Raw genomic sequence first — 20,898 nt, forward strand, 5'->3', positions numbered from 1 at the left:
ATGTCGGGTCGATGCGGACGCACGAGCCGGACCATCCGCAGCGGCAGTTTGTGCAGTTTGTCGACGTGCGCGAAGTACCGGAACTCGGCCCACCCCCAGCAGGCAGCGAACACCAGTAGCGCGACGGCGTCCATCGTGACGGTGTTCCAGGGGCGGTGTGCGATGTGGATCGGCACCACGACGAGGGCGATCGCCTGGATGACGTAGGAGTCGAGACTGCGGGTGCCGGTCATGACGAGTGGACGCAGCCAGTCGTGATGCCACCGCCTGAGCAGCAGTCGGAAGATCCCGTAGACGGCCGGGATGGCCAGGTAGGCGCCGATCGCGCGGGCCGGGCGGAAGTCGAGTTTGTCGGCGACCGCCGGTTCGAGATGGGCCCACGGCCCGTAGTCGATGCCGAAGTGGAAGAACAGTGCCACCGCGAGCGCGACGGCGACGATCGCGATGATCCAGCGGTCGACGAACTCCGACACACGCCACTGCGACCAGTTCCAGCCGATCACCAGTGCCGGGACGAACATGATCTGCCAGCCGGCGACGTTCTGGATGTGCGGTGCCGCCTGGTAGGCGCTCAGATAGAACCAGTCGGGGGAGTGGACCAGCGAGATCAGGTACAGGGCGATCGAACCGGCGAGCACCCAGCGCCACCAGCCCTGACGCAGGAGGGGGAACAGCCCGAACGCGGAGATGAGCAACACCATGTACAGCAGCAGGATGTTGCCGCCGCTGGGCAGATAATCCATGGTCAGCGCCAGGCGCAGGCCGTCACCCCACCCGTCGACCGGCAGCAGGAGCGTCAGCCATCGGTGACCGGCCAGGGCGGCCGCGACCGCGACGAGGGCGATCGCCAGCTGGCACAGATAGAGGACGACGATCCGCTTGGCAAGACGCTTGTAGGCGAAGGCCAGCCCATGGCGAGCGACCCACCGTTGATAGACCAGACCCAGCACGACGCCCGAGAGCATCACGAACGCGGACATGCCGTCGACGTACGGGAAGGCGTGGGTCGGGGTGGCCAGCACGGACTCATGCGCGAAGTGCGCGGTGATCATGCTCCAGATGGCCACCCCGCGGGTGGCATCGATGGCCAGGTCTCGTTTCATTGACTTGCACGATAGACAGCGCCGCGGCCCGGGGGCATCCCGGGCCGCGGCGAGTCGTGAAGAGAGATCCGCTCAGGTGTAGAGGTCGGCGATCGCTTCCTTGTGCGCGTCGTGGATGACGTTGCGCTTGAGCTTCATCGTCGGGGTGAGCTCACCGGTGTCGATGGTGAAATCGGTGTCCAGGATCGAGAACTTTTTGATCGCCTCGGCGTTGGAGACCTTGGTGTTCGCCTCTTTCACCGCGGCGTCGATCTCGGCCTTGAGGTCGGCGTTCTCGACCAGGTCCGAGATCGGGGTGTCGGCGGGCAGGCCGTGACGGTCCAACCAGCCGGGCACGGCCTCGGGGTCGATCGTGATCAGTGCGGCGATGAAAGGCTTGTTGTCGCCGACGACGAGGCACTGGCTCACCATCGGGTGCGCCCGGATGGTGTCCTCGAGCTGTGCCGGCGAGACGTTCTTGCCGCCCGCGGTGACGATCAGTTCCTTCTTGCGGCCGGTGATGAAGAGGTAGCCGTCGTCGAGGGTGCCGATGTCGCCGGTGTGGAACCACCCGTCGCGGATCGCGTCGTCGGTGGCGGCCTGGTTCTTCCAGTACCCACCGAACACGACCGGCCCCTTGAGCAGGACCTCGCCGTCGTCGGCGATGGCGACGGTGACGCCGGGGATCGGGCGTCCGACCGAACCGACCTTCTGGTTCTCCTCGTTGTTGGCCGTCACCGCGGCCGTGGTCTCCGACAGTCCGTAGCCCTCGTACACCGGGATGCCGACGCCGCGGAAGAAGTGGCCGAGGCGCGCACCGAGCGGAGCGCCACCGGAGATCGCTCCCTCGCACTGGCCGCCGAGGGCGTCGCGCAGCTTTCCGTACACGAGCTTGTCGAAGACGGCGTGCCGGAGCTTCAGGCCGAGGCCGACCTTGCCGGCCGCCGTCGCCTTGCTGTATTCGATCGCCGTGTCGGTGGCCTTGTCGAAGATCGACCCCTTGCCGCCGTCGTAGGCCTTCTGCTTGGCCGAGTTGTACACCTTCTCGAACACGCGCGGCACCGACAGCACGTAGTTCGGCTTGAACACGCCCAGGTCCGCGACGAGGTTCGTCAGGTCGTTGGTGTGGCCGAGGATCACGCCGTTCTCGACGCAGCCGACGGCGACGACGCGGGCGAAGATGTGCGCCAGCGGCAGGAAGAGCAGCGTCGACTTGCCCTCCCGCATACCGGCGCCGACCGCGTCGCGGGTCGCGGCCGTCTCGGCGAGGAAATTCGCGTGCGTCAGGACGACGCCCTTCGGCCGTCCGGTGGTGCCCGAGGTGTAGATCAGCGTGGCGGCATCCGACGACAACGCATTCGCCTGACGCTGGTCGAGGTCCGCGTCGGCGGTCTTCGCGCCGCGCTTGGTGACCGTGGGGAGCGCGTGGTCGTCGATGACCAGGGTCTCCTTGAGGGTGGGCGTCTCGTCGATGACCCGGAGATGGCGGGTGTAGTGCTCATGGTTCTCGACGAACAGGAGCTTGGCGCCGGAGTCCTCGAGAATCCACTGGACCTGGTCGGGGGCGGACGTCTCGTAGATCGCGACGGTGCACGCCCCGGCGCGCCAGATCGCGTAGTCCAGCACGGTCCACTCGTAGCGCGTCGACGACAGGATCGCGACGCGGTCGCCGGCCTGCACACCCGAGGCGATCAGACCCTTCGCGACCGCGTCCACCTCGTCGGTGAAGTGCTTGGCGGTGACGTTGACCCACTGGTTGTGCGAGCGCTTGCGGAAGAGCGGCATCGTGGGGCGCTCCGCGCGGTAGCGCAGGATCGTGTCGACGGTCGTCGCCTTGTCGTCGATCGTCAGATCGGACGGGGTGGCGTACTGCTGCTGCATGGCACTCCTGAGACGAGAGAACAAATGGACATTCCGGACATCGGTGTGCGTGTGACCGGGACCGATGGCCGGATGAGTGGCACTGACAGTACCAGTATTCGTTAGATGCATCACACCGGTGACCGAACGTGGCTCGTGCCCTGCTCAGGGGGCTGATGCGACCCCGCCCGGGCGTGATGCCGACTTTCTGGTGGACGGCCATTACAGTTGAGGGCGATGAATGAGACTTCCGCCGCATGAGTACCTCGAATCACGGCGAGCACGACGCCCCCGCCGACCCGCAGGTCGGCTCGTTCGACGACCTCGAGATCGACCCGCGGGTACGCGCGGCCATCACCGACGTCGGCTATGAAACCCCGTCGCCCATCCAGGCGGCGACCATCCCGCCGCTCATGGACGGACGCGATGTCGTCGGCCTCGCGCAGACCGGTACCGGCAAGACCGCCGCGTTCGCCATCCCGATCCTGTCCCGCCTCGACACCTCCGCGCGTACCCCGCAGGCGCTGATCCTCGCGCCGACGCGAGAGCTGGCACTGCAGGTCTCCGAGGCCTTCGGCAAGTATTCGGCGCACATGCCCGAGGTGAAGGTGCTGCCGATCTACGGCGGGCAGTCCTACGGCGTCCAACTCGCGGGTCTGCGTCGCGGCGCGCAGGTCATCGTCGGCACACCCGGTCGGGTCATCGACCACCTCGATCGCAAGACCCTCGACATCTCCGGTCTGGAGTTCCTGGTCCTCGACGAAGCCGACGAGATGCTGACGATGGGCTTCGCCGAGGACGTCGAGCGCATCCTCGCCGAGACCCCGGACACCAAGCAGGTCGCGCTGTTCTCGGCGACCATGCCCAGTGCCATCCGGCGCCTCGCGCAGAAGTACCTGAACTCGCCGCAGGAGATCACGGTCAAGTCCAAGACCGCGACCGCGCAGAACATCACGCAGCGCTATCTCCAGGTTTCCCACCAGCGCAAGCTGGACGCGCTGACACGCTTCCTCGAGGTCGAGACCTTCGACGCGATGATCGTGTTCGTCCGCACCAAGCAGGCGACGGAAGAACTCGCCGAGAAGCTGCGCTCGCGCGGGTTCTCCGCGGTCGCCATCAACGGCGACCTCGCGCAGGCGCAGCGGGAACGGACCATCAACCAGCTGAAGAACGGCTCGATCGACATCCTCGTCGCGACCGATGTCGCGGCCCGCGGGCTCGACGTCGACCGCATCTCGCATGTCGTGAACTACGACATCCCGCACGACACCGAGTCCTACGTGCACCGCATCGGCCGTACCGGGCGCGCCGGCCGCTCGGGCAACGCGCTGCTGTTCGTCTCGCCGCGCGAACGCCACCTGCTGCGTGCGATCGAGCGCGCCACGCGGCAGACGCTGACCGAGATCGGCCTGCCCAGCGTGGACGATGTCAACGCACAGCGGGTCGCGAAGTTCGCCGACTCGATCACCCAGAACCTGTCCTCGGACAACCTGGATCTGTTCCGCGGGCTGATCGAGAACTACGCGCGGGACAACGACGTCGCGATGGCCGACATCGCGGCCGCGCTGGCGCTCGAGACACGAGACGGCGGTTTCCTGATGACGCCGGACCCGCCGCAGTCGGAGAAGCGCCCCGAGCGTGAGCGTGCTCCGCGGCGCCCGGGCGCGAGCTTCGCGACGTACCGCATCGCCGTCGGCCGCAAGCACAAGGTGTCGCCCGGTGCGATCGTCGGTGCCATCGCCAACGAGGGCGGCCTGACCCGTGCCGACTTCGGCAACATCAGCATCCGCGACGACTTCAGCCTCGTCGAGCTTCCCGATGATCTCGACAACGAGACCCTCTCGTCGCTGCGGCATACCAAGATCGGGAAGAACCCGATCGACATCCGCAAGGACATGGGCGCACCGCGCACGCGCGGGGGCGCCAAGCGCGGAGCCGGCGGGCACGGCGGCGGGCGGGACGGTCGTCGTGGCGACAATTGGGGTAAGCGTCCGTCCCCGCGTGTCGCGGGCCGCGGTCGCCATTCCTGACCCTGACGGTTCCGCTGCGGCTCGTCTAGCAGAGGGAGCGCATGAATGCGCCCTTCTGAGAGCTGTGTGAGAAAACTTGTCAATTCGAGATCGTTCCGTAACCTGGTCGACGGGGGTCATTCACGCCACGGCCGTCACCCGATGGCCGTCGCGAACGCATGAACACGGACAAATTCGAGCAACAGGATTGGTGAGTCACCGGTGTCAGTGGTGAATTCGATTTCGGCAGTCGAGGCAATGAATCACAGCCGCGAGGGGAACGCGGTCGTCGTCGACGCACGGCCCCAGGTGGTCCGGCATCAGGGGAGTCTGCCCGGTGCCCTCGTGGTTGACCCGACCGAGGTGCCGAAGCGGTTCACCCCGACCCCGTCGGGCACCTTCCCGGTGATCCGCGACCGCGACACCGAGATCGCCGTGGTGTCGGTCCGTTCGGAGGCCCCGCGGATCGCCGAACAGATCGCCGAGTGCGGATACACCAACGTGCGCTATGTCGACGGCGGATACCGCGCGCTGCGTTCGAGTTCCGTCGGCTGACCGGCCCGGTGTCGGGAATCCGGCCGACCCGCGCGGCGGCACGGAGTTCCTCTGACCAGCGTCTTGTAGCGTAGGAGTCGCCGGCGACGAGAGGAACACATCGGTATGCAGGATGACACGCGCGAGACGTTGCGCGATCAGGTCACCCGACTGATGACGTTTCTGGCCGATCTCGTCCGGTCTCGCTCCGGTGACGTCCACGACATCTCCGACCACCCCGGCCATGTCTGGGTCGGTCCGTCCACCGCCGTCGCCGTACGGTCGAACGCGGTGCCGGGCCAGGTCGTGGTGGAGGTCGGCCCGGACGATCCCGACGCCGCTCGGGCCGGCGCGGTCCACGCCGAACTCGCCGCGTTGGTCGACGCGCTCGGCGCGGAGCCCGAAGAACTCGAACTCGTCATCGCGTCCGCACTGGTCACGGTGCGGGACGCAACAGACGCGGACGCCGACCCGATGGTCCGCGAACACCTCCTCAGTCAGGTTCTGGTCGCCGACCGCGACGCGGACGACACGATCCGGTTGACGCTCGGGGCGGGCTCGTCTCCCGCGGTTCGCGATACCCATCTGCTCGCTGCTCTCGACGGTCTCGATCTCGCGGGTGCTGTCGGGATCCGCGGCAAGCTGTCCGCGCAGACCTCGGTGCTGTCGCCGAAGACCGCCGAGCTGACGGGCGAATGGCGCGAGGCGATCGAGGTCGACGCCGAGCGTGTGTCGTTGACGGTGGAGAGTCGGCCCGCGGTGGTCCTCCGTCGCCGCGGGGTGGAGAGTTCCCTCGCGTTCTACGACGCCATCATCGACGACCTGCGGGACGAGGAGTCGGAGGTACCGGTCGGGCTGACCCAGCTCGTCCGCCCGATCGAGGCTCCCGACCGTCTCGCCGCCCTCCGCGCCCCCGGCGTCCTCGATCCAGCGGACCTGGTCGCCGATGCGCTGTTCCCGTTGCCGTCCAATGCCGAACAGCGCGATGTGCTCGCCCGGCTCGGGTCCGACACCGGTGTGGTGGTCGAGGGTCCGCCCGGAACCGGCAAGACCCACACCATCGCCAACGTGACCTCGGCCTTGCTGGCGAAAGGACAGCGCGTCCTGGTCGTCAGCGAGAAAGCCCATGCGCTCCACGTGCTCCGGGACATGCTGCCGCCCGCTCTGCGGGCGCTCACCGTGTCGATCGCCGACGTGTCCCAGGACAGTTCCGAGGGCATCGTCGATGCGGTGACCGAGCTCGCCGAACGCAAGGCGTCGTTCACGCCGGGGGTCGCCGACGCGGAGATCGCCGACCTGGCCGCGCGCCGCGATCACGCTCTGCGACAACGGGATCAGCTGCTCCGCGAACTCTGGGAACTGCGTGCGGAAGAGACCGAGGTCCACGAATGGGTCGCGGGGGACTATCGGGGATCCCCGGCGGAGATCGTCCGCCGGGTGCGGGCGGACGCCGCCGCGTTCGACTGGATGCCCGGGCCGGTCCACGGCGCGGTGCCCCCGCTGGACTCGGCCGAGTTCGTCCGGCTGGCGGACCTGCTCGCGAGCACCGGTGGCTCCGGATCGCGTCTCGCGCAACGGTTCGTCGACCTCGACCACCACCTGCCCGAGCCGGGGGAGATGGACTCCGTCTGCACCCGGATCGCCGCGCGGCCCCGCGAGCCGATGGCCGGCGCCGGGACGCTGCTGTCCGTGCTCGACGGGGTCGACAGTGACCGGTTGGTCCGGATCAAGGACATCTGCGACGAACTCGCCGTCGCCTCCGGCGAGGTGGCGTCGTACCCGGAGCCGATCGTCGACATGGCGGATCGGCTGCTCGCCGGACGCGCCGCGCACCTCTGGTCGCGGGTGACGACGCTGTCACCGGTCATCGCCGAGGCCGCTCGTCGGGACCGTGACCTGGGCGCGCACGCGGTCGTCGTCGACGGGGCGCGGCCCGGCGACGCCGCGTTGTTCGACGCCGCCGCCGACTTCCTGCGGGACGGCGGTCAGTGGCGGGGACGGTTGCGGCGTTCGCCCGAGCAGCGCGCGGTCGAGGAGTCGCCGGTGCGGGCCACCGTGGACGGGCGGCCTCCTCGCGACGAGGCCTCGTTGCGCCGGGTCGCCGATCACCTCACCGTCATCGACGCGGTACATCAGGTGCATCGCATCCTGGCGGACCTGCACGTCCCGGTGGACGCGTCGGGGTCGCGGTCGGCGCAGCTCGACCACCTCGTCCGCCTGGACAACCAACTGGCGTGGATCTCGAGGCTGCTCACCGGCCGGGAGCATCTCGTCCGTGAACTCGAGGCGATCAGCCCCGGCGGCCCGAGACCACGTACCGTCGCCGAGGCAGCCGAGGTGGCCCATCAGGCGCGATCGGTGGCGGCCGCCAACGACGCGGTCCTCGCCGAACAGGAACTCGCCGACCGCGTGTACGGCCTGACGACCGAACTCGAACAGGGGCCGTCGCCGGAGGGTGACGCGCTGCTCTCGGCACTCGCCACGGCCGACCCGGTCGCGATCCGAGACGCGCGGCGCGCGTTCGCGGCCGCCGCAGCCGAGGCCGACGAGCAGAATGCCCTGGAGCTTCTCGGGCTCCGATTGCGCAGCCGGGCACCCGAACTCGCGAAGACGATGTGGTCGAGCGCGCAGGACCCGATCTGGACCGAACGCGCCCGGGACATGGGCGCGGCGTGGGCGTGGCGGTTCGCCCACACCTGGGCGGAGGAACGCAGCGATCCGTTTGCCGAGGACCGGCTGCAGTCCGACCTCGACGCCGTCGAGGTCGACATCGCGGCCCTCACCACCCGGCTCGCCTCTGCGCGCGCCGTCCGCGAGGTGCTGGCGCGCACCACGGCCGGCGAGTTGCAGGCCGTGCAGTCCTACCGCGACCACATGATCAACCTGGGCAAGGGATCGGGCAAACATGCCAATCGTTTCCGACGCGCGGCGCGCGAGGCCATGGCCGAGGCGCGCAACGCCGTGCCCGCCTGGATCATGTCGATCAGCCAGGTGGCCGAGACCCTCCCACCGCGCCGCAACTCCTTCGACGTCGTCATCGTCGACGAGGCGTCCCAGGCCGACATCACCAGTGCGTTCCTTCTCTGGCTGGCCCCGCGCGTGATCGTCGTCGGTGACGACAAGCAGTGCGCGCCCGTCGGTCTCAGCGGCACCAGCCTCGATTCCGCGTTCGCCGAACTCGATGCCACGCTGCCCGACCTCCCGACATACCTACGCGACGGGTTGACGCCGCGGTCCAGCCTGTTCTCGTTGTTGCGCAGCCGTTTCGGCAACGTCGTGGGACTGCGGGAACACTTCCGGTCCATGCCCGAGATCATCGAGTTCTCGTCGCGCCAGTTCTACGGGTCCGCGCCGCTGATCCCGGTGCGCCAGTACGGTTCCGACCGGCTCGAACCATTGCGGACGGTCGCGGTCGACGGAACGGCCACCGGGACCGGCAACGGCATCAGCAACGAGGCCGAGGCGGCCGCCATCGTCGACGCCCTCCGGGGGTGTCTGGCCGATCCGGCATACGACGATCTGGACTTCGGTGTGATCGCGTTGCAGGGCGTCAAGCAGGTGGAGACGATCGAGAAGGCGCTGCGCGCCGCGATCGACACCGAGACCTGGCGCTCGCGTCGTATCCGCGTCGGCTCACCCCCGGACTTCCAGGGAGACGAGCGGCGCGTGGTCTTCCTGTCGATGGTCGTCTCGGACGCCGGTGCGATCTCCGCGCTGACCCGCGCGGAGTCCCAACGCCGGGTCAACGTGGCGGCCACCCGGGCCATGGACCAGTTGTGGCTGTTCCATTCGATCGGACTCGACGAGTTGCGCCCCAACGACCTTCGTGCCTCGCTGCTGTCCTATGTGTCCGCCAACGAGGGTCCGTCGATCGGGGCCATGCCGTCCGACGTGCCCGACGATCGACGCGTGAGCCCGTTCGACAACCTCCTCGAACAGCGCGTGTTCAACCGTCTCGCGGCGCTCGGCTATCACGTGACCCCGAAGGTCACGGTCAACAACCGGATCGTCGACCTGGTCGTGTTGGGGGCCGATGCGCGCATGGCCGTCGAGTGTGATGCCGACGAGTTCGCCGGGACCGGGCAGCAGGCTCGGTCGGATCTGGAGCGCGAGCGTGAATTGCGCCGTTGCGGTTGGGAATTCGTCCGCGTGCGCGAGTCGGAGTTCGAACTCGATCCCGACCGCGTGCTCGATCATGTCGCCGCCGTGCTCGACGAGCGCGGGTGCAAGCCGGGGTCGCTCGTCGCGGTTCAGACGACGGACGACGTCGGGAGATGGCAGCCGATCGACCTCACCGCGGGGGAGTGACGCCGCACCTCGTCAGCCGAGTGACGCGAGCAACGCCGGCAGACCGACGGCGGCGGGCATCCGCAGACTGTGGGTCACGATGTCGGACAGCGCGGACGGCGACGGGTTGAACTCGATGACCGGGATGCCCGCACGCACCGCGCGTTCGGGTAGCGCGGCTGCCGGGTAGACGATCCCGCTGGTGCCCACGACGAGCACCACCTCGGCCGCACGGAACGCCTGATCCGCTCGCTGCCAATCCGATTCGGGCAGTGCTTCGCCGAACCACACGATGCCGGGCCGTACCCTCCCGCCGCAGCGCGGACACGTGGGCGGGTCGACGCGCGGGTCATCCGGCGCGGTACCGGTGTCGCCGGGATCGGGGAATGCGCCGGGGCCGTCGTACGGGGTCCCACAGACCGAACACCGGGGGGCGAACAGGCTGCCGTGCAGGTGGCTGACGACGTCGCCGCCGGCCCTCTCGTGGAGATCGTCGACATTCTGCGTCACGATCATGACGGTGCGGCTCGTGGCGAGTTCGGCGAGCGCGCGGTGGCCCGCATTGGGCTGCGCGGCAAGCACTTCGCGGGCGCGCCAGCGGTACCACCCCCAGACCAGTGCGGGGTCGCGCGCCCACGCTTCCGGGGTGGCGAGTTCGGCGGGATCGAACTTCTCCCACAAACCGGTCTGGGCGTCCCGGAAGGTGGCGATGCCGCTCTCGGCCGACATACCCGCGCCGCTGAACACCGTGATCCACTCCGCGCGACGCACGAGGTCGGCCACCGCGTCCGGAATCCGGGTCCCGGCCCCGGTGTCCGGGTCGGGCTCGCCGGCGAAGGTCATCCGACGGACTCGATCCCGGCGCGCACCGCAGCCGCGGTCTCGTCGGGGTCGGGGTCGCGGCGGACGAGGAAGCCCTTGGCGAAACTCAGCTTGTCCCCGTCGTGTCTGGGGACGACGTGCAGGTGGGTGTGGAAGACGGTCTGGAAGGCCGCGCGGCCGTCGTTCAGTGCCAGGTTGACCCCGTCGGCGGACACCGGTCCGGTCTTCATCGCGGTGGCGACTCGTTGGCCGGCGCGGAAGAGAGCGGCGCCGAGGGTGGGGTCGAGGTCGTCGAGCCCGGAGGAGTGGACCCGGGGCACGAGGAGGGTGTGCCCGCGGGTCACGGGCCGGATGTCGAGGAACCCGAGGACGTCGTCGTCGGAGTAGACGATGCGACCCGGGGAGGTGCCCGCGATGATGGCGCAGAAGATGCAACTGCTCATGCGGCCGACTCTAGTGGGGTGTCTCGATGGCACTCGGCCTGCGGCTCGGCTGGACCGCGACGCGCAGTGGTGCCCCACATCACATAACGGTTTGATAACGGTTGACCGAGCGAGAGTTCGGGCGCACGCGTACCCCTGGGTATGTTGCCTGGCCTGGCGGTTTTCCGACGCTTCCCATGGTGGTTGACACGGTGCCGAAAGTTACCCGCGCGGTTACTGGTCGGTATACCGACAGGTCACCGACAAACATGAGGGTTCCCTCACTTTCGTGTGTCATCATAGGTGTCATGTTCACGCCGACGCCGGCTCCGGACAAAACCGGTGCGCGCCAATGTTGTTGTGCGGCAGGCGTGTTCCTTTGTTGTACCAGCTAGTTCGATCCGGCGGTGTCGCCACCGCGGCCGGTCGTGCGCGACGGCGGCGAGACCGATCACGTCAGCGCACGGAAAGGCCGCTGCCGACAGCGTTTCTCGCGCCGCCGCGACTCGCAGACCAACCGCACAACACCCATAGACATCTACTGCACCGCACCTACGCACTCCGCAAATCCACACTCTGAGACCGACCACCACAGAGGAGTATCCGTGACCGTCGACCAGTTCCGCTCCGGCTCGCAGGGCGCCGCCAACGCAGAACGGCCCACCACCACGCTCATCGAGCGGCTCACGCAGGGCGAGCCCTACGCGATCAGCTTCGGCGGGCAGGGCGGCGCATGGCTGCCCACACTGACCGAGCTGGTCGTCGACGCCGACCTGGAACACCGGGTCGCCACCATCGTCGATTCCGCCGAACGGCTCGTCGAGCCGGTTGCCGACGAACTCGTCGTGGCACGGGTGTCCGGATTCCACCCGCTCACCTGGGTGCACGCGCACGACGCAGGCGAAGACGTGCCCGCCGAGGCCACTCTCGCCGACTTCACCCTCTCGGGTCCGGGTGTGCTGCTCACCCAGCTCGCCGCCGTGGAGGCACTCCGCAAGCAGGGCCTGGACACCGCCGTGCTCCCGCCGAAGGCCGTGGTCGGGCATTCCCAGGGCTCGCTGGCCACCGATGCGGTGGGCGCCGACGGCCGGATCGCCGAGTCCGGTCAGGGCCTGCTGCTGGCCGTCGCGCACCTCATCGGCGCCGCCGGTTCGTTGACCGCGCGTCGCCGCGGGCTGGGCGTCACCACCGACGGCACGCCGATGCTCGCACTGACCAACGTCAGCCCGGCTCGCGTCGACGAGATCCTGGCGCAGTACCGCGCCGGCCTGTCCGACAACGATCTGACGACCGCCCCGGTGGTCGCCATCAAGAACAGCCGCACCGCCGTCGTGCTGTCCGGGGCACCGCGGCACCTCGCCGCGTTCGCCGCCCTCTGTGAGCGGGTCGCCGCGACCGAGGCCGACGAGCGCAAGCGCAAGCGCACCGGCGGGGCGCCGTTCGCGCCGAAGTTCGACCACCTGCAGGTGTCGGTGGCCTTCCACCACCCGGCGATGGCCGAGGCTGTAGAGCTGGTCGGCCAGTGGGCCGACCGCTGCGGCATCGACCGTGACCTCGCCACCCGCCACGCCCACGACATCCTCGTCGGGCACGTCGACTGGGTCGCCTCGGTCGACTCGATCGTCGCCGGCGGCGCCAAGTGGGTCCTGGACTTCGGTCCCGGGGACATCGCGACCCGTCTCACCGCATCACTGGTCCGCGGGCAGGGTGTCGGCCTGGTGCCCGCCGCGCTGCGCGTCGGACAGCGCAACCTGTTCAGCCCCGGCGGCGTGCCCGAGGTCGCGACCCCGTGGTCGCAGTTCGCGCCGACCCTCGTCGAGCTGCCCGACGGCCGTACCGTCGTCGAGACCTCCTTCACCCGCCTCACGGGACGTTCGCCGATGCTGCTCGCCGGCATGACGCCGACGACCGTCGACCCGGCCATCGTCGCCGCCGCGGCCAACGCCGGACACTGGGCCGAGCTGGCCGGTGGCGGTCAGGTCACCGAGGAGATCTTCGCGCGCAACATCGCCACGCTCACCGATCTGCTCGAGCCGGGACGCGAGGCGCAGTTCAACGCGTTGTTCCTCGACCCCTACCTGTGGAAGCTGCAGCTCGGCGGCAAGCGCATCGTGCAGAAGGCCCGCGCGCAGGGAGCCCCGCTCGACGGCGTCATCGTCTCGGCGGGCATACCCGAACTCGAGGACGCGGTCGCGCTCGTCGACGAGTTCGTCGAGGCCGGACTCCGGTTCGTCGCCTTCAAACCCGGCACCGTGGAGCAGATCCGGTCCGTCGTGCGCATCGCGGCCGAGGTTCCGCATCACCCGATCATCGTGCAGATCGAGGGCGGCCGCGCCGGTGGCCACCACTCGTGGGAAGACCTCGACGACCTGCTGCTCGCGACCTACGGCGAGCTCCGCGCCCGCCCGAACGTCGTGATCTGCGTCGGCGGTGGCATCGGCACGCCCGAGCGCGCCAGTGAATACCTCACCGGCAGCTGGTCGGCCGGCTACGGCTACCCGACGATGCCGCTCGACGGCATCCTCATCGGCACCGCCGCCATGGCGGCCAAGGAAGCGACGACGACCCCCGAGGTCAAGCAGCTCCTCGTCGACACCGCCGGCATCGACGAGTGGATCGGTGCCGGTCACGCCACCGCCGGAATGGCCTCCGGCCGTTCGCAGCTCGGCGCCGACATCCACGAGGTCGACAACACCGCGTCGCGCTGCGGCCGGTTGCTCGACGAGGTCGCCGGTGACGCCGACGCCGTGGCCGCCCGCCGCGACGAGATCATCGCCGCGATGGCCGACACCGCGAAGCCGTACTTCGGCGACGTCGCCACCATGACCTACCGCGAGTGGCTCGACCGGTACGCCGCGCTGGCCGTCGGTGACGCTCGGGGCGAGCAGGCCCCGTGGGCCGACATCACCTGGCAGCAGCGCTTCGTGGAGATGCTGCAGCGCACCGAGGCGCGCATGCACCCGCAGGACTCCGGGCCCATCCCGACGATGTTCGCCGAGGTCACCGCCGCCGCCGATGCGTATGCCGCAATCGACGCGCTCGGCAGCGTGTACCCCGAGATCGACACCGACATCCTGCATCCCGCGGACGTCGCGTTCTTCCTGGAGCTGTGCCGCACCCCGGGCAAGCCCGTCAACTTCGTGCCGGTGATCGACAAGGACGTACGCCGCTGGTGGCGCAGTGACTCCCTGTGGCAGGCCCACGATCCGCGCTACGGCGCCGACGCGGTCTGCGTCATCCCGGGGCCGGTCGCCGTCGCGGGCATCACCCGCGTCGACGAGCCCGTGGGTGAACTGCTCGATCGGTTCGAGGCCCGTGTCGCGTCCGATCTGCAGGCCTCCGGGGAGCGCCCGGTCGCCGTCGCCTCCCGGCACCGGGCCGGGCTGGCCGAGGAAGCCGGCGTGCTGACCTCGGTGCTGGAGTCCGACGACGTCAGCTGGGCCGGCCGGATCGTGGCGAGCCCGATCGCGCTGCTCGGCGATCGCGACGCCTGGACCGTGGTCGGACCCGAGCGGGCCGAACACGCCGTCAGCGGCGCCGTCCTGGAGCAGGTCTCCGCCGACTCCGACGCCACCCGTTTCGACCTCGTCGTCCCCATCTCGGGCGCTTCCGTGCGTATCCCGCTGCTGGCCGGCGAGAGCCTGCGCGACGGTGGTTCGCCGCTGGTGGGCCTCGACGACGCGTCGACCGCGATGCGCGAGATCCTTACCGTGGCCGCCGGCGGCAGCCTGGCCGAGGTGACCGATGGCGTGTCGGTCACGACCGTCTCCTGGCAGCCGGACTCGGTCGCCGATCACGCTGCGGTGACCGGGTTCTCCCTGCCGCCGCACCTGCGTCCGACCACCCCGACCGACCCGTTCGGTTTCGCCGTGCCCGACACCCTGGTCGGCGCGTGCTGGCCGAGCGTGTTCAGCGTCATCGGCGCCGCCCGCACCGATTCCGGTGACCCGGTCGTCGAGGGTCTGCTCGACCTGGTCCACCTCGATCACGCGATCGCGCTGACCGGGGAGATCCCCGCGACCGCAGCCGAACTGACCGTCACCGCACGGACCGGCGCGGTCCGGGATGCCGACGTCGGTCGTGTCGTCGAGGTCACGGTGGAGATCGCCGGACCAGCCGGCCCGATCGCGACGCTCGAGGAGCGTTTCGCGATCCGTGGGCGTCTGGGCGCCGCCGAGCTCACCGACCCGGCCCGGGCCGGCGGTGCACCCGCCGCCGAGCAGTCGGCCACCCGCAAGCTGCTCCGGACGGCCACCATCACCGCGCCGAACCGGATGACCGGTTTCGCCGTCGTGTCCGGTGACCGCAACCCCATCCACACCGACGCCGCAGCCGCGAAGCTGGCCGGTCTCGGCGACCCGATCGTCCACGGGATGTGGCTGTCGGCCGCCGCGCAGCAGGTCGTCACCGCGACCGACGCGAAGAATCCGACGCCATCGCCTCGTCCGCTGATCGGCTGGACCGCACGCTATCTCGGCATGGTCCGGCTCGGCGACCGCATCTCGGTGCGCGTCGACCGCGTGGGTCTCGACAACGGCCGCGAGGTCGTCGAGGTCAGCGCCAAGGTCGGCGACAACCTCGTGATGAGCGCGACCGGTCTGCTCGCCGCGCCGCGGACCGTCTACGCGTTCCCCGGCCAGGGCATCCAGAGCAAGGGCATGGGACTCGACGCCCGCTCGCGGTCGAAGGCCGCCCGCAAGATCTGGGATCGTGCCGACAAGCACACCCGTGCGGCGCTGGGCTTCTCGATCCTCGCCGTGGTCCGCGACAACCCGACGACGCTCGTCGCCAACGGGACCACCTACAACCACCCCGACGGCGTGCTGTACCTGACGCAGTTCACCCAGGTCGCCATGGCGACGCTCGGTGTCGCGCAGATCGCCGAGCTCAAGGAGTCCGGTGGCTTCGTCGAGGGTGCCATCACGTGTGGTCACTCGGTCGGTGAGTACAACGCGCTCGCCGCATGTGCCGGCGTCCTCCCGCTCGAGGCCGTCCTCGAAGTCGTGTTCCAGCGCGGCGAGGCCATGCATCACCTCGTCCCGCGAGATGAGCAGGGGCGCAGTGACTATCGGATGGCCGCCATCCGGCCGAGCCAGTTCGGTCTGGCCGACGCCGAGGTCACCGACTTCGTGTCCGGCGTGGGCGCCGCGGGCGGCGAGTTCCTGGAGGTCGTCAACCTCAACCTCCTCGGCTCGCAGTACGCGATCGCCGGCACGGTTCGCGGTCTCGAACTGCTCGAGGCCGAGATCGACCGGCGGCGTGCGGAGTTCGGGGGCAAGCGCGCGTTCATCCTGATCCCGGGCATCGACGTCCCGTTCCACTCGAGCGTGCTGCGCGCCGGGGTCCCGGAATTCCGCGGCAAGCTCGCCGAGCTGCTGCCCGCCGACATCGACATCGACATCCTGATCGGCCGCTACATCCCCAACCTGGTGCCGCGCCTGTTCAACCTCGGACGCGACTTCGTCGAGGAGATCGCGGCGCTGGTGCCGTCGGATCCGCTGAACGAGGTCCTCGCCGACTGGGACGCCTGGGAGGCGACCCCGAGCGAACTGGCCCGGGTGATCCTGATCGAGCTGCTCGCCTGGCAGTTCGCCAGCCCGGTGCGGTGGATCGAGACCCAGGAACTGCTGTTCAGCGGTCCCGAGCGGAACGGGCTGGGAGTCCAGCGCTTCGTCGAGATCGGTCTGAAGGGCGCCCCGACGCTGTCGGGTCTGGCCACCAACACCCTCAAGCTCGACGACTACGCCGCGGCCACCACCGAGGTGCTCAACGTCGAGCGCGACACCGACACGATCCTGGCCAAGGACGCCGGGCACGAGCCCGACGAGGACGAGCTCGACGTTCCCGCAGCGGCCGAGACGTCGGCGGCGGACGCGGCTCCGGCCGCCGCGGCGGCGCCCGCGCCTGCTGCTCCCGCGGCACCGGCGGCACCAGCCGGCGGCCCGCGTCCCGACGACATCGCGTTCACGCCGTCGGATGCGGTGAAGTCCGTGATCGCGCTGTGGACCAAGATGCGCGTCGACCAGATCGGGTCCGCGGACACGATCGAGGCGCTCTGCGACGGTGTGTCGTCGCGTCGTAACCAGCTGCTCCTCGACATCGGCGGCGAGCTCGGACTCGGCGCCATCGACGGTGCCGCCGAAGCCGACATGACCGCGCTGTCGTCGACCGTGGAGACCCTCGCCCGTGGCTACCGGCCGCTGGGTGCGGTGCTCACCGATGCGGTCAGCGACCAGGTCCGCAAGGTGCTCGGCCCGCTGGGCAAGCGCCAGAACTACATCACCGACCGCGTGTCGGGTGTCTGGCAGCTGGGTCCGGGGTGGGGTCTGCACACCACCGTCGCGCTGGCGTTGGGCACCAGGGACGGCGCGTCCGTCCGCGGCGAGGCGCTGGGCAATCTGCTCGACGGCCCGCTGACGGACACCGATTCCCTCGACGCCCTCATCGACAAGGCCGTGTCCGCGGTGGGTGCGGTCAAGGGCATCCCGGTCGGCAAGCCGGCCGCCGAATCCGGTGGTGGCGCAACGGTCGACGCCGCGGCGCTGGGAGAGTTCACCGAGCAGATCACCGGCCGGTCCGGCGCGCTGGCCTCGGCCGCGTACACCCTGCTGGACAAGCTCGGACTCGCCGAGGTCGCCGATCTCGCCGAGGCCGTGGCCGACCCGAACGCCGAGCTCGCCGAGCTGGTCAGCGCCGAACTCGGGTCGGACTGGGCCCGTACGGTGGCGCCGGCCTTCGACGCGGCCAAGGTCGTCCTCATCGACGACCGGTGGGCAACCGCCCGTGAGGATCTCGTCCGACTCTGGCTGACCGACGAGCAGGACCTCGACGCCGACTTCGACACCATCGTCGGCGGGTTCGCCGGAGCCGGTGACACCGTCGCCGACCACGCCACCTGGTGGCAGGGCAAGGCCCTCGCGAACGGAAACGCCGTGCACGGCCGCATCTTCGGCGCGATCGCGCACGCTGCGGAGAATCCCGAGAAGGGTGCCTACAGCCGCGAGATCGCCGTGGTGACCGGTGCGAGCAAGGGTTCGATCGCCGCCGGCGTGGTCGCCGGGCTGCTGGCCGGTGGCGCGACCGTGATCGCCACGACGTCGCGCCTGAACTCCGACCGTCTCGCCTTCTACAAGAAGCTGTACCGCGAGAACGCCCGGGCCGGTGCCGCGCTGTGGATTGCTCCCGCGAACATGGCGTCGTACGCCGATGTCGACGACCTCGTCGGCTGGATCGCGGGGGAGCAGACGGAGAACCTCGGTGGCACAACGGCAGTGGTGAAGCCGGCGATGAAGCCGACGCTGCTGTTCCCGTTCGCCGCACCGCGGGTCGCCGGTGATCTCACCGACGCCGGTGGTCGCGCCGAGCTGGAGATGAAGGTGCTCCTCTGGTCGGTGGAGCGGCTCATCGGCGGTCTCGCCGACGTCCATTCCGATCACGACATCGCCGCCCGCGTGCACGTCGTGTTGCCCGGTTCGCCGAACCGCGGCATGTTCGGCGGCGACGGTGCCTACGGCGAGAGCAAGGCCTCGCTCGACGCACTCGTACAGCGCTGGTCGGCCGAGGAGTCCTGGGGTTCCAAGACGACGCTCGCCCACGCCCTGATCGGCTGGGTGCGCGGCACCGGGCTGATGGGTCACAACGACGGGATGGTCGACGCGGTCGAGGCGGCGGGTGTGCGCACCTGGAGCACCGACGAGATGGCGGCGAACCTGCTCACCCTGTGCCGCCCCGAGCAGCGGTCGGCCGCGGTGAGTGCGCCGATCCTGGCCGACTTCACCGGCGGCCTGGACAGCTCGACCGACCTCAAGGCGCTCGCGGCCACCGCGGCGGCGGCCGCCGAGGAGTCCGCGGACACCGACGAGGTGTCGGCGACGACCGTCGCGGCGCTGCCGGCACCGGCGCGCGCCCCGAAGGCGATGCGTCCGCAGTGGCCGTCGATCGACGCCCGACCCGAGGACCTCGTGGTCATCGTGGGTGCCGGCGAGCTCGGCCCGTTCGGTTCGGCCCGCACCCGCTTCGAGATGGAGGTCGACGAGAAGCTTTCGGCCGCAGGCGTTCTCGAGCTCGCCTGGAACACCGGACTGGTGCACTGGGATTCGGCGCCGAAGCCGGGCTGGTACGACACCGCGTCCGGAGACCCGGTGCCGGAGAGCGAGATCGCCGAGCGGTACCACGACGAGGTCGTCGCCCGCTGCGGTATCCGCCGCTACGCCGACGACGGGGCGATGGTCGACAACACCTCGCCGCTGCTGACCTCGGTCTTCGTCGACGAGGACCTGACCTTCACGGTCAACTCCGAGGCCGAGGCGCGAGCATTCGCCAGTGCCAACCCGGAGAAGACCCGGGTCACGCAGAACGCCGACGGCGACTGGCAGGTCACCCGGTTGGCGGGCACCGAGATCCGCGTTCCGCGCCAGTTCGCGCTGACCCGGACCGTGGGCGGTCAGATCCCGACCGGTTTCGACCCGACCCGCTGGGGCGTCAGCCCCGACATGGTCGAGTCGATCGACCGGGTCGCCCTGTGGAACCTGGTGGCCACGGTCGACGCCTTCCTGTCGTCGGGCTTCACGCCGAGCGAACTGATGCGCTGGGTGCACCCCGGTCTGGTCGCCAACACGCAGGGCACCGGTATGGGCGGCATGACCTCCATGCGCGACCTGTACATCAACACCCTGCTGGGCGAGGCCAACGCCAACGACATCCTGCAGGAGGCCCTGCCGAACATCGTGGCGGCACACGTGGTCCAGTCGTATGTCGGTAGCTACGGCGCGATGATCCACCCGGTGGCGGCATGTGCGACCGCAGCTGTGTCGGTCGAGGAGGGCGTCGACAAGATCCGCCTCGGCAAGGCGCTGTTCGCGGTGGCGGGCGGCTTCGACGACCTGGGTATCGAGGGCATCGTCGGCTTCGGCGCGATGTCGGCGACCGCCGACTCGGCGAAGATGACCGCGCGCGGCATCGACGATCGCCGGTTCTCGCGTGCCAACGATCGCCGACGCGGCGGGTTCGTCGAGTCGGCCGGCGGCGGCACGATCCTGCTCGCCCGCGGCGATGTCGCGGCCGAGATGGGTCTGCCGGTGCTCGGTGTGGTCGCGTGGGCGCAGAGCTTCGGCGACGGTGTGCACACCTCGATCCCGGCTCCGGGTCTCGGTGCCCTGGGCGCGGCTCGCGGGTCGCTGTCCTCGCCGCTGGCACGTGCGCTCGGTTCGCTCGGCGTCAGCGCCGACGACGTGGCGGTCGTGTCCAAGCACGACACCTCCACCAAGGCGAACGATCCGAACGAGTCCGAACTGCACGAGCGGCTCGCGGCGGCCATCGGCCGCGGCAAGGGCGCACCGCTGTTCGTGGTGTCGCAGAAGTCGCTGACCGGTCATGCCAAGGGTGGCGCGGCGGCCTTCCAGCTCATCGGTCTGTGCCAGATCCTGCGTGACGGCGTGATCCCGCCCAACCGCAGCCTCGACTGTGTCGACGACAAGATGGCCGAGTACCCGCACCTGGTCTGGCCGCGGGAGACCCTCCAGCTCGGCGAGCGGTTCCCGCTCAAGGCGGGTCTGCTGACCAGCCTCGGCTTCGGTCACGTGTCCGGACTGATCGCGGTGGTGCACCCGGAGGCGTTCATCGCCTCGCTGAACCCGGAGGAGCGCGACGCCTACCGTCAGCGCGCCGACGAGCGGACCCGCCTGGGCAGTCAGCGCTTCCTGCAGTCGATCTGCGGTGGCGAGCCTGCCTACCAGCGTCCGCCGAACCGTCGCTTCGACGAGTCGGTCGACGAGCACGACGCCGAGGCGGGCATGCTCCTCGATCCGCAGACCCGTCTGGACGGCGCCGACGTCTACGTCGCCGGTGAGCCGGTGGCGGGTGGTCGGTGACACCCGGTGAGGC

Annotated in this window: 8 protein-coding genes; 4 read left to right on the forward strand and 4 right to left on the reverse strand. The window is 69.7% G+C overall.

Features of this window, described 5'->3' with window-relative positions; translation table 11 throughout:
- Together opgC and FFS52_RS07205 are read right to left on the reverse strand one after the other, a co-directional pair.
- Positions 1–1,103: OpgC domain-containing protein (gene opgC / locus FFS52_RS07200; RefSeq protein ID WP_137809290.1), on the reverse strand; the 1,103-nt coding region annotated here is incomplete at its 3' end.
- A 72-nt stretch (positions 1,104–1,175) separates the two neighbouring features.
- Positions 1,176–2,963, reverse strand: a complete 1,788-nt coding sequence (locus FFS52_RS07205; protein ID WP_137809291.1) for a long-chain fatty acid--CoA ligase — start codon at positions 2,961–2,963, stop codon at positions 1,176–1,178.
- 236 nt (positions 2,964–3,199) lie between these two features.
- Between FFS52_RS07205 and FFS52_RS07210 the strand changes: the two genes are divergently transcribed.
- The 3 genes from FFS52_RS07210 to FFS52_RS07220 all read left to right on the forward strand — a co-directional run bounded on the left by FFS52_RS07210 (position 3,200) and on the right by FFS52_RS07220 (position 9,793).
- Positions 3,200–4,972 carry a DEAD/DEAH box helicase gene (locus FFS52_RS07210; protein WP_065629041.1) on the forward strand — a complete coding sequence of 591 codons (1,773 nt, stop codon included), beginning with the start codon at positions 3,200–3,202 and terminating at the stop codon, positions 4,970–4,972.
- 201 nt (positions 4,973–5,173) lie between these two features.
- Positions 5,174–5,506, forward strand: a complete 333-nt coding sequence (locus FFS52_RS07215; protein ID WP_058250009.1) for a rhodanese-like domain-containing protein — start codon at positions 5,174–5,176, stop codon at positions 5,504–5,506.
- 105 nt (positions 5,507–5,611) lie between these two features.
- A complete protein-coding gene (locus FFS52_RS07220) occupies positions 5,612–9,793 on the forward strand; it encodes an AAA domain-containing protein (RefSeq protein ID WP_137809292.1) in 4,182 nt (1,393 codons plus the stop codon).
- A 12-nt stretch (positions 9,794–9,805) separates the two neighbouring features.
- Here FFS52_RS07220 and FFS52_RS07225 read toward each other — a convergent pair whose 3' ends face one another.
- On the reverse strand, positions 9,806–10,615 hold the full coding sequence (locus tag FFS52_RS07225; protein WP_137809293.1) for an NAD-dependent deacylase: 810 nt from the start codon (positions 10,613–10,615) through the stop codon (positions 9,806–9,808).
- Positions 10,612–11,037 (reverse strand): HIT family protein, encoded by a 426-nt coding sequence (locus FFS52_RS07230; RefSeq protein WP_065629038.1) that lies wholly within the window; start codon positions 11,035–11,037, stop codon positions 10,612–10,614. The genes FFS52_RS07225 and FFS52_RS07230 overlap by 4 nt, the downstream gene beginning before the upstream one ends.
- 584 nt (positions 11,038–11,621) lie before the next feature.
- Here FFS52_RS07230 and FFS52_RS07235 point away from each other — a divergent pair.
- Positions 11,622–20,885, forward strand: coding sequence for a type I polyketide synthase (locus FFS52_RS07235; protein WP_137809294.1), 9,264 nt, complete (start codon positions 11,622–11,624; stop codon positions 20,883–20,885).
- Positions 20,886–20,898: the final 13 nt, after the last annotated feature.

The organism is Gordonia sp. ALPHA1B1 (assembly GCF_005502615.1).
GTDB classification, from domain to species: domain Bacteria; phylum Actinomycetota; class Actinomycetes; order Mycobacteriales; family Mycobacteriaceae; genus Gordonia; species Gordonia hongkongensis.